Annotated in this window: 10 protein-coding genes; 5 read left to right on the top strand and 5 right to left on the bottom strand. The window is 62.9% G+C overall.

What is annotated here, in order from left to right:
* Positions 1-85 precede the first annotated feature (85 nt).
* From ABVK50_RS12315 to ABVK50_RS12305, 3 genes are all read right to left on the bottom strand, one after another.
* Positions 86-3,556, bottom strand: coding sequence for an SPOR domain-containing protein (locus ABVK50_RS12315; protein ID WP_353641288.1), 3,471 nt, complete (start codon positions 3,554-3,556; stop codon positions 86-88).
* 103 nt (positions 3,557-3,659) lie between these two features.
* Positions 3,660-5,417 carry an arginine--tRNA ligase gene (gene argS, locus ABVK50_RS12310; protein WP_353641289.1) on the bottom strand — a complete coding sequence of 586 codons (1,758 nt, stop codon included), beginning with the start codon at positions 5,415-5,417 and terminating at the stop codon, positions 3,660-3,662.
* A gap of 61 nt (positions 5,418-5,478) precedes the next feature.
* Positions 5,479-6,693, bottom strand: a complete 1,215-nt coding sequence (locus ABVK50_RS12305) for a deoxyguanosinetriphosphate triphosphohydrolase (RefSeq protein ID WP_353641290.1) — start codon at positions 6,691-6,693, stop codon at positions 5,479-5,481.
* 75 nt (positions 6,694-6,768) lie between these two features.
* Here ABVK50_RS12305 and erpA point away from each other — a divergent pair, with 75 nt between their 5' ends.
* The 5 genes from erpA (at position 6,769) to ABVK50_RS12280 (ending at position 10,658) form a co-directional block, all read left to right on the top strand.
* Positions 6,769-7,119 (top strand): iron-sulfur cluster insertion protein ErpA, encoded by a 351-nt coding sequence (gene erpA / locus ABVK50_RS12300; RefSeq protein WP_353641291.1) that lies wholly within the window; start codon positions 6,769-6,771, stop codon positions 7,117-7,119.
* A 4-nt stretch (positions 7,120-7,123) separates the two neighbouring features.
* A complete protein-coding gene (locus ABVK50_RS12295; RefSeq protein WP_353641292.1) occupies positions 7,124-7,519 on the top strand; it encodes a VOC family protein in 396 nt (131 codons plus the stop codon).
* Positions 7,520-7,888: 369 nt separating this feature from the next.
* Positions 7,889-9,355, top strand: a complete 1,467-nt coding sequence (locus tag ABVK50_RS12290) for an NCS1 family nucleobase:cation symporter-1 (protein WP_353641293.1) — start codon at positions 7,889-7,891, stop codon at positions 9,353-9,355.
* Between the two features lie 101 nt (positions 9,356-9,456).
* On the top strand, positions 9,457-10,248 hold the full coding sequence (gene xth, locus ABVK50_RS12285; protein ID WP_353641294.1) for an exodeoxyribonuclease III: 792 nt from the start codon (positions 9,457-9,459) through the stop codon (positions 10,246-10,248).
* Positions 10,248-10,658, top strand: a complete 411-nt coding sequence (locus tag ABVK50_RS12280; protein WP_353647033.1) for a GFA family protein — start codon at positions 10,248-10,250, stop codon at positions 10,656-10,658. Before xth ends, ABVK50_RS12280 begins: the two co-directional genes overlap by 1 nt.
* 10 nt (positions 10,659-10,668) lie before the next feature.
* On the opposite strand, the gene ABVK50_RS12275 is transcribed toward ABVK50_RS12280, so the two are convergent.
* Together ABVK50_RS12275 and ABVK50_RS12270 are read right to left on the bottom strand one after the other, a co-directional pair.
* On the bottom strand, positions 10,669-11,484 hold the full coding sequence (locus ABVK50_RS12275) for a tetratricopeptide repeat protein (protein WP_353645954.1): 816 nt from the start codon (positions 11,482-11,484) through the stop codon (positions 10,669-10,671).
* 503 nt (positions 11,485-11,987) lie between these two features.
* Positions 11,988-13,244, bottom strand: coding sequence for an OmpP1/FadL family transporter (locus ABVK50_RS12270; RefSeq protein WP_353641296.1), 1,257 nt, complete (start codon positions 13,242-13,244; stop codon positions 11,988-11,990).
* Between the last annotated feature and the right edge of the window lie 346 nt (positions 13,245-13,590).

Here is a 13,590-nt window from a genome sequence, read left to right as displayed (position 1 = left end):
GACTAGCGCGTCATGGCGCGGGTTTAAAACAAAACCGGCGCGGCAGAGATGCCGCGCCGGCTCGTCGATGTCGCTGCGGGGCGGCTTACTTCGAGACGAAGCAGTTGCCGCCCGCGGATTTGTAGCTTTCGCAAAGCTTGATGGCGTCGCTGCGGCTGCCGGCAAGAACCCGCACGCGCCAGAAGGTGCCCTTCCCCGCGATCTCGGCCTTGACGATGTTAACCTGGCGACCCTCGAGCACGCCGCCGTAACGGCGCAGGAGATCCTGATAAGACGACTGCGCGGCGGCTTCGCTCGGCTGCGAGGCAATCTGCATCGACCACGCACCGTTGGCGCTGGAGGCAGGATCAAGCGCGGCGACCTGGTTGGCCTTGACTTCGCCGACGATGTCGACTGGCTGATCCGAAGGCCGCGCCGGGGCGAGCGGCACGGAGTTGGGCGTTGCCGACGCGGCTGCTTCGACAACAGGCGCTGCTTTCGCTGGTGCTTGCGGAGCGTCTGCCGAGGGCGCGGCTGCGGCATTCGGCGTCGCCGCGGCAGGCGGGACAGTGCCGGTTGCTTCCGGCGCAGATTCTGCGGCGTTCGCATTGGCGGACTTGGCAGCGGGCGCCGGAGCTTCAGCAACCGGCTCCGGATCTTCGCGCGGAACCAGCGTGCCGTCGGCCTTGACGATCATCGTGCGAACCTTGCGCGGGGCGACGGCCGCGACTTCTACGCCGTCGTCGACACCCGACTCCTGTAGAACCTGCGCGATGCGGTCCTCAGACTTTGCCGGAGGCGTCACTCCCGGCAGATCCGAGGATTTAGACTGCGGCAGAGCGCCCGCGGGAGCGGACTGCGGAAGGTCGACGCCTGCAAGGGTATCCGCGATCGCATCAGACCGGGTGGCGGGAGCCTCCGTATCGGCCGTATCAGCCGCTGCGGCGGGAGCGACCGCCTCGACCACGCGCGGCTCGGGCGCGGGTACGTCGATCGGCTCCTCGGCGCTGGTCAGGAGCTTTTCCTGCCTGGGCTGCGCGGCGTCACCAGAACCGGTGACTCGGTCGTAGACTGCCTTGTCCTGATTGGGCACGGTCGTGCCGCCGGGATTCTCCGGACGAACCTTGACCGGTTCGGCATCGGCCTTGACGATGGCAGGCGCGCCCGAGCCGCCTTCGCCGAAAGACATGGCGAAAGCGCCGAGGCCGCCGAGAACCGCGACACCGCCGACGATGGCCGCAACGAGCATGCCGCGCCTTTGCGGATGCTCACGTGTCGCCGCGCCGTATTCCGGCAGCGACATGTCTTCGTCGAGATCGGGATCGTAGTCGTCCACGGCGAACTGATCCTGGGCGACTGGCTCGCTGCCGGGCAGGTAGTCGGCATCGCGCGGGCCGGAGTCAATTGCCGAACCGTAAGCGGCGTGCGACGCGCCGGCAAAGGCTGCTCCGCCCGCCAAGCCCGCGGCGAATGCAGCGGGGCCGGCATGGCTGGAAACCGGATTCGGCTGCTCCTGCTGCGCAAAGGCGCGTTCGAACTCCGCCGCATAGTCGTCGGCGGGATAGGCCGGCGCCGGTGCTTGAGCAGTTTTTTCCGGCGCGTTCAGGTCGCTGAGCAGACCGGCGAATTCCGCGTCGAGGTCGTCGAAGACGGCAGGCGGCGGCACATTCTCTTCGACGGCCAGTTCCGGAATATCCAGATCGTCGGCAAGCGCGACGGCATGCTCCGGCACGTCGATCGTTTCGATGTCGGGGAAATCTTCGTAAGCGGAGGGGGCGTAGTCAGCCTCGCCGCCCTCCTGCTCGGCGGCAGCCTGATGTTCGGCCGGCTCTTCCACGAATGGCTGGGGCTCTTCGCGCCGCCAGGAAGTCGTCGGTTCGGCCCGGCGCATCGAAGCGGTCAAGGCGGCAAGAGCGGCATAGGGATCGTCGTTTTCCTGCGCCACGGGCTGCTCCGCTTCCTGCCACACCGGGGCGGCACTGTTTTCGGCTCCATGCAGTACCGGCTCGTCGGCGATGCCGTTCGAGATCGCCGCGTCGAACGCTTCGTCGTCAAATTCGAGATTGAGGTCGGCATCGACATCCGCGGCTTCGGGAGCATAATTGGCCTCGGCCACGTACTCGGCTGCTTCCTCGGCTTCAGCGTAAGCGGGCTGCTCGTCCTGATCGTCACCGAAATCGGCAAGATCGGCTGAAATCGCCTCGTCGAGCGGGAGATCGTCTTCCGGGGCAGATGAAGCTTGCGTCTCAGCCGGCTCGGCCGCATCGAACGCCCAGTTCACGGCATCGAGATCGTCCGCCAGATCATCGAGCAAATCTTCAGCGCTCTCCGCGGCGGCCTCGACAGGCTCGGCGGCAGGAACTTCAGCAACAGCTTCGGCGGCTGGATTTTCTGCGGCAGCCTCGACGGTGGGAACCTCGGCAATAGCGGCCTTGCGCTCGGGCAAATTGCCAAGAAGCGCGTTGAGTTCGTCCTCGAGGCTGAGTTCATCCTGCTCCCCGGCAGGCTCAAACTCCGGCTCCGCGAGCGTCTCCGCCTCGCCATCATCGAGTCGGAACTGAAGCCCACGGTCGAGCTCGGTATCTTCGGCAGGGGGGACATGTTCGTCGACTGCGGCCCGCATCGCCGAGAAATCCATGTCGACTTCGGCGAGCGCCGCGTCGAACTCGTCGGCAAACGGCTCGTCGGATGCTTCTTCGGCCGAGGGCTGAACCGCAATCGGCTCGCCGGCGTGAGGAATTTCCGCGTCGGCTTCCATCTCCCAGCTTTCGTCGCCCAGCGACTCCTCGCCATCGGTGGCAAAAACGCCGTCGTCGGCAGGCTCATCCTGGACCGCAGGTTGGACGTTCAGAGGCGATGCGACGTCGCGCGCCAGCTCTTCCTCCAGCGCCTCGTCAAAAGCGAAATCGTGCTCTTCGGCGCTTGCCTCGACCTGTTCCGGCTCATCGGCGGCGACTTCGAACGCCTGTACTTCTGCTGCGGATTGAAAAGCCTCTGCTTCGGCGACTTCCGGCAGATCGGCCGCCGGCGCCATTTCGGCATGGGCAGCAAATCTCTCGCGGGCGGCAGCATCAAAAGCTTCGACGGGTTCAGCTTCGTCAGGCGCCGCTTCGGCTAGGACCTCGTCGCCCTCCGCCATGAAATCGTCGGCGAGCGAGAACTCTTCCTCGAAGGCTGCCGCAATCTGCTCTTTCGCGTCGGCTTCCAGCAGCGCGGGCTCTTCTTGCAGGGACGCCGCCAGTTCGTCCTCGAACGCGGCAATCTCGAACGAAGCTTCGTCCAGTTCAGCAGAATCCGCCGCATCCAGAGCTGCCGGCTCGGCCGTGTCCTCATAGGGCTGGAAAGCAGTCTGGGCGACCGGTGCGGCCTCTTCGGCCTCCAACTCGCCCATCAATTCCTTCTCGAGATCGATACCGAAATCGTCCTCGCCGGCGATAGCCTCGGCGGGCTCTTGCGCAGGCTGCTGTCGCACCGGCTGACGCGGGTCGAAGCCCATAATCCTGGTCAGTTCCGCGAACGGATCGTCATTGGGAAGATCGTTGTGATCGGCGATTCTCAGATGGTTTCTCTCTGCCATTCTCTGTCCCGAACTCGCACATAATCGGACGCTGTCAACGTCGCGTAAGGTTGGCCCTTACCAGCGCAATGTGGGCAAAAGGTGACAGGTTTTTCCCGCAAAACTAGCGCATTTCGGTGGGCGCTTCCGCCCCGATCAGCGCCAGGCCGGACGTCAAAACATCCGCTACGGCCTGCACCAGCCCGAGTCTGGCATAGGTCAATTGTCGATCGGTAACCTTAACAAATCGTAAGTCAGAATTTTCGGTGCCGCGGTTCCAGTGGCCGTGAAAACTGCTCGCCAGATCATAGAGATAGAATGCCAGCCGGTGCGGCTCGTGCGCCAGCGCTGCGGACTCGATGAGGCGCGGATATTCGGCGAGCTTCCGGATCAGCGCAATCTCGCTTTTGTCGGTCAGCAAGGAAACTTCCTTGCTCAGCGACTGGCGATCGAACGCCGCCTCGCCGAGTTGCTCTCGGGCCTGGCGAAAGACGGAATGGCACCGCGCCGAAGCGTACTGCACGTAGAACACCGGATTGTCGTTCGACTGCTCGGTGACCTTGGCGAAGTCGAAATCCAGCGGCGCGTCATTCTTGCGATAGAGCATCATGAAGCGGATCGGGTCGCGCCCGACCTCCTCCACCACTTCCCGCAGCGTGATGAACTCGCCGGAACGCTTAGACATGCGCACTGGCTCGCCGTTGCGGTAGAGCCTGACCAACTGACAGAGCAGCACCGTCATCTTCAGCCTGTCGCCCGCGATTGCCTTGGCCAGAGCCTCCATGCGCTTGACGTAGCCGCCATGATCGGCCCCGAGAATGAAGATCGTCTCGTCGAAACCGCGCGCGAACTTATCCTTGAGATAGCCGACGTCGGCGGCGAAGTAGGTGAACTGCCCATCCGACTTGACGAGCGGCCGGTCCATATCGTCGCCGACCGCCGTCGAGCGGAACAGCGTTTGCTCGCGGTCTTCCCAATCGTCCGGCTTTTCGCCCTTGGGCGGCGGCAGAGTGCCCTTGTAGATGTGGCCCTTGAGCGTCAGATCGGTGATGGCAGCGCGGATCGCCTGTGCGTCATTGGCGTGCAGCGTGCGCTCCGAGAAGAACACCTCGTGATGGATGTTGAGCAGCGCCAGATCCTCGCGGATCATCGCCATCATCGCGTCGACTGTGCGGTCCTTGACCAGCGCCAGCGCCTCGTCGTCCGGCTTCTGCAGCAGGCTGCGGCCGAACTCGGCGGCAAGCGCATGGCCAACGGGTACGAGATAGTCGCCGGGGTAAAGGCCGGCAGGGATCTCGCCGATTTCATCTCCGAGCGCTTCGCGATAGCGCAGCATGGCCGAGCGGGCCAACACATCGATCTGTGCGCCGGCGTCGTTGATGTAATATTCCTTGGTGACGCCGAAGCCGGCGAAGGAAAGGAGGTTGGCCAGCGCGTCGCCTACGACGGCGCCGCGGCAGTGCCCGACATGCATCGGGCCCGTCGGATTGGCCGAGACATATTCGACATTGACCTTCTTGCCCTTGCCCAGGCTCGAGCGGCCGTACTCGGCGCCGCTGGCAAGCAGCGTCGCTAAATGCGCCTGCCAGTAGCGGTCGTTGAGCCTAAGGTTGACGAAGCCCGGTCCGGCGACCTCGACAGCGGATATGTCGGCATCAGCCCGCAGCGCCTCGGCGATCTTTTCGGCGAGCGCGCGCGGATTCTGGCCGGTCGGCTTGGCCAACACCATCGCGGCGTTTGTCGCCAGATCGCCATGGGTGGCATCGCGAGGCGGCTCGACCGTGATCCTGGAAAGATCGGCGTTTCCGCCTTCTTTGTCTTTTAGATCAAGCGCTTCAACGGCTTTGATGATCCGATCATTGAAATCGGCGAAGATGTTCATTGGTACTAACTCTGGAAAATTGAAGGCGCGGCCGAGGCGCGCGCCGAAAACCTGCTCGGCCCTAGCTTAAATCCGGCGTGTGGTCAAACAGCCGCCGGTGTTCCTTGAGGGCGTAGGTGTCGGTCATGCCGGCCAGGAAATCCGCGACATGGCGCGCCTTGACCCTGTCGCTGGCCCGGTCCAGCCCTTCGCGCCAGCCCTCCGGCATGGCGCGCGGATCGGCGAAATAGGCGTCGAAGAGCTGGCGCACGATCAGGTCGGCGTCCTCGCGCACCCGCAGAACCTCGTCGTGGCGGTACATGTTCTTGTAGAGGAACGCCTTCAGCTCCTTTTCCGCGGGGATCATGTCGGCAGAGAAGGTGACGATCGTTCTCCCCGCGCCGCGGACCTCGTCGGGGCTTTGCGGCTTCAGTTCCGCCAGCCTGGCGCCGGCGGTCGAGATCACGTCCTCGACCATGATCGTGATCTGGCGGCGCATCAGTTCGTGGCCGGTTCTGACCGGGTCGAGCGCAGGGTAGCGCTCCCGCACGCCTTGCAGGATGCCGGCCGGCAATGACACCTCCTCCAGCATGTCGAGCGTCAGCAGCCCGGCGCGCAAGCCGTCGTCGATATCATGGGTGTTGTAGGCGATGTCGTCGGCGATCGCGGCGCACTGCGCCTCGAGGCCGGCGAAGCGGTCGAGTTCGAGGTCGTGCAACTCGGAATAGTCAAGGATCGCCTGCGGCACAGGGCCTTTCAGGCCCTTTCCCTTCGCGTCGATCAGCGGGCCATTGTGCTTGACCAGGCCTTCCAGCGTCTCCCAGGTCAGGTTCAGCCCGTCGAACTCGGCGTAACGGCGCTCCAGCTTCGTCACCACGCGCAGAGACTGGGCGTTATGGTCGAAGCCGCCCCAGTTCGCCATTTTTTCGTTGAGCGCGTCCTCGCCGGTGTGGCCGAAGGGCGTGTGACCGAAATCGTGGACCAGCGCCACCGCCTCGGCCAGATCCTCGTCGCAGCGCAGCGCCCGCGCCAGAGCGCGAGCGATCTGCGCGACCTCGATCGTGTGGGTGAGCCGGGTGCGGTAGTGATCGCTTTCATGCGCCACGAACACCTGCGTCTTGTGCTTCAGGCGGCGAAAGGCGGTCGAATGGATAATGCGGTCCCGGTCGCGCTGGAACGGCGTGCGGGTCGGGCTTTCCACTTCCGGGGCAAAGCGGCCGCGCGACCGCGCCGGGTCGCAGGCATAGGGCGCGCGCGGGCGGTAGCCGAAGCCGATGTCGCCAAGCTCGTTCGCCATGGTCCGATGCCGCCCGTTGACTTGCCTCTTGCCGCTTCATACCTATGGTGAGGACGCGAAAGCAAGGTGACGCCGATGGGCGCTGATGCCAAAACTGCCATGAAGGGTGTGGATCTCTCCGAGGCCGCCGCAAAGCGGATCGCCAGGATCGTCGCGAACGAACCGGGCAAGATCGCGCTGCGCGTCTCGGTCGAGGGTGGCGGCTGCTCGGGCTTCTCCTACAAATTCGACCTGGTCGAAAGCCGCAATGACGACGACGTCGCCATCGAGCGCGACGGCGCGACCGTGCTGATCGACGATCTGTCGCTGGTCTATATGGGCGGCTCGGTGATCGATTTCGTCGACGACCTGATGGGCCAGTCATTCCAGATCAGGAATCCGAACGCGGTCGCCTCCTGCGGCTGCGGCACGAGCTTTTCCGTATAGCCCAATGCTGCCCCCGGCCATGCGCCCGACCGCCTTCCGGCAGGTCGCGCTTGCCGCCGGCCGCGACCTCGACGCCACCCTCGCCTTCTGGCGCGACATTCTCGGGCTGGAGATCCACGCTATCTTCGAGCCGCCCGGCATAGCCTTCATCCTGGTCGGCGATGTGCGGCTGTTGTTTTCCGGCGGAACGCCGCAGGCGACCGTCTATCTCGACATGCCTGGTCTCGACGCATTCTGCGAAGAGGCGTCCGCCGCCGGCGCCGCCTTCACGGCGCTGCCTTCGCTCGTCCATATCGACCGTCTCGGGCAATTCGGCGCGGCCGGCGAAAACGAGTGGATGGCCTTCCTGAAAGACCCCGCGGGCAACATGATTGGCCTGGTCGAACGCCGGCCGGGGTGACAGTCAGCGATGCCAGGCCGAAGACTCACTTCGGCGGCGGTTCGGCGTAGCTCCTGCACAAAGCCGTTTCAGCCGCGACAAGCGAACGAATTCCGGAACGCGATTGCAAAATTTAAATTGAAAGTCTTCCACATTTTCGAATGAAGACAGCGGGAATGATTCTGTCAGGGCCCGCGAAGCGTCATTGATTCCAAACGGAAAATCATATGGCGGTGCGAGGCGCATTCCGCTGCGGAAGCTGAACGGCTCTCGCCGGCAGACAATCGCTTCCCGCTCCCCTCGCCGGCTTTGTTGACAGCTTCCCGCGCCAAATCGCAGGCTTTGCAAAGGCCGGCAAGGGCGAGCCAGGCTTCGTAGAGGGGACATCACATGACAGTACCGAACGCATCAATTCCGAACGCATCTCCAGCGCTGTACAACGAAGATCTTGCGCCCGCGAAGGAGCGCAACTGGGGACCGTTCAGCATCTTCAACGTCTGGACCTCGGACGTGCACAGCCTGTGGGGCTACTATCTGGCGGCCAGCCTGTTCCTGTTCTGCGGCAGCTTCTTCAACTTTATCATAGCGATCGGCGCGGGCTCGCTGATCATCTATGTCCTGATGAACATGGTGGGGATCGCCGGCGTCCGCACCGGAGTGCCGTTTCCGGTGCTGGCGCGCGCCTCGTTCGGCATCTGGGGCGCGAACTTCCCGGCAATGGTGCGCGCCATCGTCGCCTGCTTCTGGTACGGGGCGCAGACCGCCGCGGCTTCCGGCGCGATCGTGGCGCTGTTGATCCGCAACGAGGGCATGCTGCAATTCCACCAATCGAGCCATCTGCTCGGCCATTCGACGCTCGAGGTGATCTGCTACGTCGTCATCTGGGCGCTGCAGCTGCTCATCATCCAGCGCGGCATGGAGACGGTCAGAAAATTCCAGGACTGGGCCGGTCCGGCGGTGTGGGTGATGATGCTCATCCTGGCGGTCTATCTGGTCATCAAGGCGGGCGGCGTCTCGCTGACGGCGAACATCCCGATGGACGTGCTGCTTGAAAAAACCAAGGATGCGGGCGTTCCCGGCCTGCCGGGCTCGTTCGGTGCGCTGATGGCGGTGGCGGCTATCTGGGTCACTTACTTTGCCGCGCTCTATCTGAATTTCTGCGACTTCTCGCGCTATTCGCCGGACGAGCGCTCGCTCAAGATCGGCAACATCTGGGGCCTGCCGGTCAACCTGATCCTGTTCTCCCTGGTCGCCGGCATCACCACCATCGCGGCCTTCCAGGTTTATGGCGAAGTGCTGCTGCATCCCGACCAGATCTCGGCCAAGTTCGACAGCTGGTTCCTGGCGCTGCTGGCGGCGCTGACCTTCGCGGTGGCGACCCTCGGCATCAACGTCGTGGCGAACTTCGTCTCCCCCGCCTTCGATTTCGCCAACGTGTTCCCGAAGCACATCGACTTTAAGAAGGGCGGCTACATTGCAGCGCTGATTGCGCTCGCGCTCTACCCTTTCGCCCCCTGGGAAGGCGGCGCGGCCCGCTTCGTCAACATGATCGGCGCCACGATGGGCCCGATCTTCGGCGTGATGATGGTCGACTATTATCTGATCCGCAAAGGCTGGCTGAACGTCGACGCGCTCTACCATGAGAATGGCGAGTACCGCTTCCAGAACGGCTGGCATGTCAAGGCGCTGATCGCCGCCGGCATCGGCATCGTGTTCTCCAGCATCCTGCCCAACTTCACCAACTGGCTGCCGTCCTGGTGGGGCGTCTACGGCTGGTTCTTCGGCGTGGCGATCGCCGGCGTCATCTACTACGGCTTGCGGGTGGCCGATGTGCGCCCGGTGGCGAAGCCCGCCTGAGCGGCCGGTCCAAAAAAGGGGCGGGATACTCTCCCGCCCTTTTTCTTGCCCGGTCATTTTTCAGGTGATCGCCGGGATGCGTTCATGATAACGGTCGCAACATGAAAATCGTCACCTGGAATATCAACGGCATCAAGGCCCGGATCGGCAATCTGCTGGTATGGTTGAGGGACAGCCAGCCGGACATTGTCTGCCTGCAGGAAATCAAATCCGTCGACGACCAGTTCCCGCGCATCGAGATCGAAGCGCTCGGCTACCATGTCGAGACGCACGGCCAGAAGGGCTTCAACGGCGTCGCGATCCTGTCGAAATACCGCTTCGACGAGGTCAATCGCGGCCTGCCCGGCGAAAACGGCGACGAGCAGGCGCGCTTCATCGAAGGCGTGTTCTCGACCGAAAAGGGCGTGCTGCGGGTCGTCTCGCTTTACCTGCCCAACGGCAATCCGATCGGCACCGAAAAATTCTCTTACAAGCTGGCCTGGATGGCGAGGCTCGAGCAATGGGCTGCGGAGCGGCTGAGGCTGGAGGAGCCGCTAATTCTGGCCGGCGACTACAATGTCATCCCAGAGCCGGTCGACGCGAAGAACCCGGCGGCCTGGGTGAACGATGCGCTGTTCCAGCCGGAATCGCGCCAGGCTTTCCGGCGGCTCTGCAATCTCGGCTTTACCGAAGCCGTTCGCGCCGTCACCGACGCGCCGGACACCTATACGTTCTGGGATTATCAGGCAGGCGCCTGGCAGAAGAACAACGGCATCCGCATCGATTTCCTGCTGCTGTCGCCGGAAGCCGCCGACCGGTTTTCATCGGCGGCGATCGAAAAGCACGTGCGGGCCTGGGAAAAGCCGTCCGACCACGTTCCTGTGGCGGTGGAGCTGGCGCTGACAGCCGCCTGATGGGCGTCGCGGCTGCAACAGGCGGCTGCCTTTGCGGGAAGATCCGTTACCGCTCACGCCTGCCTTACCGATATGCCGTTCATTGCCATTGCAGCATGTGCCGCCGGTCGTCAGGCGCGGCGTTCATGACTTGGGTGTGCTTTCCCCGCGAGAGTTTCAGCTTCACGAACGAACAGCCGGCCGTGCGACGCACGTCAGCCGAAGTCCATCGGGCGCATTGTCCCGATTGCGGCGCTCAGATCTACATGGACTACCAGGACTCATCGACGATCGACGTTTCGATCGGAACGCTCGACGCGGCCGACGCCATCCAGGCGCTGGACAATATCTGGGTCAGCGCGCGGCTCCCCCTGCTGAAGGGTTTCGATTCCGACCTGCCGCAACATGACGGGTTCTCGCCGCGAACCTAGAACCAGGCTTTTATTGGTTGCCCTTGGTCAGGATGTCGTCGGCAAGCGCGATCGCGGTGCGCCGGTCGGCTTCTGCGGCGAGCGCAAAGGCCTCTTCCTGCATGCCGCGGATCCAGGGCCGGTCATTCGGCGATGCGCGTTCGAGGGCTGCCGTCATCATGGCCAATCCGCGCACGACCTTGCCACTCTGGAAAAGGAGGTTGCCGAGCGTGGCTTGCGCGCCGGCATGGCCCTTTTCGGCCGCTAGCTGAAACCAGCGGCCGGCCTGGCGCACGCTCGCCTTCACGCCCTCGCCCTTGAGGAACATGTTCCCCATCTCGAACTGGGCATTGGGATTGCGGTAGTTGGCCGCGGCGCGCATGTAGTATTCCTGGGCGGCGGCGGGATTGGGCTTGACCGGACTGCCCGGGATGCCTTTCTTCCAGTAGCTGCCGAGCGCCACAAGCGCGTCGGACATGTAGCTTTCCTCGGGACTGCCCGGCTCCACATCTTGCTTGGCGATCTCGGAGAAGAACTTGAACGCCTCGTAATCGTCGCGCGCCACGCCGTCGCCCTCGGCGTACATGCGCGCCAGCTTCCAGGTCGCACCGAGTTGGCCGTTTTCGGCGGCATAGCGATAGGCCTCGACGGCCTGATCCTTGTGGCCGCTCTTGTAGGCGGAATAGCCGAACTGGAACACCGACCACGGGTTCGACTCGGCCTTCACCTCACCAGAATCGTCAAAAATATCGTTTTCGAATGAAAGCGCCGCGCCTGCCGAGCCAAAGGTAGCGGCTGCAACCAGCGCCGACAAAACAGTCGTTCTCAAAGCATCCGACATACGCATCACAGCATGCTTCTTCCGTACCGCCGCGAAATGCGGCGCTGTCGACCCTTTGGCGGGGCGGGCCATGTCCGGTCGACCGTTCCGGTAAAACTGCTCCGGATTTTCGGCCAAACTACGGCCACGCCCGGCGACGCCCGGAGCCTGCGGCAGGCAGGCAGCTTTAAACGCGCCGATCGCGTCGCCGTTCCCGGTTTTTTGGGGTGCGTATCCCTGAGCCGCCGCGCTGCTCGGCAGTTCCACCCTGGAATTTACCTTGGCGTCCAATTTCTTGTCCTCGCCGCGTTCGCCGCGGCCTTTTGTCTTGCATGCCCGTCCACAATCCGCCGTGCGCCCGGTTTATGGCGGGAAATGGGCGGATTTTGTCCGTCTCACTGTAGCAAAGGGCTTGGCCGGAGACTGTTGCAGATTCATCACAAATCGACAGGGCTGAATCAGGATGCGCCCTTGCAGCCGGATACAAAAAAGCCCGGCCGAGGCCGGGCTTGATCATCGCGAATGTTTGCTTACCACTTGATCTTGGCGGAAGCCGAAACCGCCGCCACGAGATCGTTGCCATATTCGTAGGTGATCTCGTCGTCCTCCGACTCGCCGCTGGTCAGCACGCCGAGAGCGCCGCCGAGACGGAATTCCATATTCTTGGTCGGCGTGTAGGCGGCGCCGGCCGAGAACGTCCAGGTATCGCTCTGAATGCCGACCGTGGTCGACGTGCCGCGATCCCAGGCAATGCTCGCCGCCCCGCTCCACTGATCGTTGAATTTGTGCCCGACGCCGCCCGAAACCGTCCAGCCGTCGCGATAGAGAAGTTCGAGAGAAGTCACTTGGTTGTCCGTCGTGCATGGACCCGGTGTGCCGACGGCGCAGAAGCTGATCTCCTGGAACGTGCTCCAGTCGACCCATTTGATCGAACCGAATGCTAGCCAGTCAGGCGCTATCCCCGACTGGATCTTGAATTCGACCGAATCCGGCATGGATTGCTCGCCTACAACATCGGTCACCCTGCCGAAAAGCGGATTGGTGAGCGGAGAGCCGGGTATAAACGGTATCTGCGTCAGATCGACGGTACCAGTAATATCGCCGAGATCGACCTCGGAATTGTAAACGAGGCTGGCGCGGAATGCGATTTCGGGAATTTCATAGGCCGCACCAATGCGCCAGCCAACCCCCTCACCTTCCAGTTCGAGACGGCCGATGCCATTGCCGAGAGCGTCCGATCCCACAATGAGCGGCACCGGAGCTACGAGGCGTTCCTTGAAGCCGTCGACCTGCTGGTAAAATACGCCGCCGAGAACGCGAAACTGTCCCTTGCCCGCCTGCATCTTGTAGGAGCAGGTGCCGGCTATGTTGTCGCTGTTGACCTTGGTCTCGATGTTGCTGTTGGCGCCCATCCAGTTGGCGCCGGGATTGCTGTGCGCTCCCCAAGGCTGCGAATAATCGACCATGCAATCAACGCTGTCGCCGATGGAAGCCTTGAAGCCGATGCGCGGTATTGCGTAGGATTCGGTATCTTCGACGCCATTGGTGGCCCCTCCACCAATGCCGTTGGAGCCGATGCCATTGAGCGGATTGATGTCGACCACGTCGTCGAGTTCGCGCTGCGGCATCACATACGTGACCGAGGCTTCGCTCGCGAAGCGCGCCGGATCGAACAAAAGATCAATGTTGTAGCCGCCGCGCTCGAGGCCGCCGGCGCTCGCCGTTCCGACTACGGCCAGCGAAACGCAGCCTGCCCCCAGGAGCGTTTTCAAAAGCGGTTTATTCATAAAAGTCCCTCTCCCCAAAAGTACGTGGGAAGAAGCTAGAACCATTTCGTAAAAAGGGTGCAACAGCGTTTTTGCCGATGCGGGTTTGATGCGGCCGTTGGAAGCCGGATGCAGGCAGAACGCGAACCTCTAAATTGCCGCAAATCGACCCGGTTTCGGCAAAAACAGACCGCAAAATCGCTAATACACCTGCAAAATCGACCAAAACTGTGTGATTTTGGCTGGCTTTTGCGAAGTTGTTACATTCCGGCAACAATGGGGTGGAAAATATGCGGGCAACCACAGGTTACGTTACGTCATGCCGGTTTTGGAGCCGAAATCGGCAGTTTCGGCTCCGGCCAGGAAT

This window comes from Mesorhizobium sp. WSM2240 (genome assembly GCF_040438645.1).
GTDB lineage: Bacteria > Pseudomonadota > Alphaproteobacteria > Rhizobiales > Rhizobiaceae > Allomesorhizobium.
This window is presented reverse-complemented; position numbering and strand designations above follow the sequence as displayed.

Excerpts from the sequence above, each read along its gene's own strand:
- ABVK50_RS12315 (WP_353641288.1), bottom strand. The coding sequence starts at position 3,556 with ATGGCAGAGAGAAACCATCTGAGAATCGCCGATCACAACGATCTTCCC.
- argS (WP_353641289.1), bottom strand. The coding sequence starts at position 5,417 with ATGAACATCTTCGCCGATTTCAATGATCGGATCATCAAAGCCGTTGAA.
- ABVK50_RS12305 (WP_353641290.1), bottom strand. The coding sequence starts at position 6,693 with ATGGCGAACGAGCTTGGCGACATCGGCTTCGGCTACCGCCCGCGCGCG.
- erpA (WP_353641291.1), top strand. The coding sequence starts at position 6,769 with ATGGGCGCTGATGCCAAAACTGCCATGAAGGGTGTGGATCTCTCCGAG.
- ABVK50_RS12295 (WP_353641292.1), top strand. The coding sequence starts at position 7,124 with ATGCTGCCCCCGGCCATGCGCCCGACCGCCTTCCGGCAGGTCGCGCTT.
- ABVK50_RS12290 (WP_353641293.1), top strand. The coding sequence starts at position 7,889 with ATGACAGTACCGAACGCATCAATTCCGAACGCATCTCCAGCGCTGTAC.
- xth (WP_353641294.1), top strand. The coding sequence starts at position 9,457 with ATGAAAATCGTCACCTGGAATATCAACGGCATCAAGGCCCGGATCGGC.
- ABVK50_RS12280 (WP_353647033.1), top strand. The coding sequence starts at position 10,248 with ATGGGCGTCGCGGCTGCAACAGGCGGCTGCCTTTGCGGGAAGATCCGT.
- ABVK50_RS12275 (WP_353645954.1), bottom strand. The coding sequence starts at position 11,484 with ATGCGTATGTCGGATGCTTTGAGAACGACTGTTTTGTCGGCGCTGGTT.
- ABVK50_RS12270 (WP_353641296.1), bottom strand. The coding sequence starts at position 13,244 with ATGAATAAACCGCTTTTGAAAACGCTCCTGGGGGCAGGCTGCGTTTCG.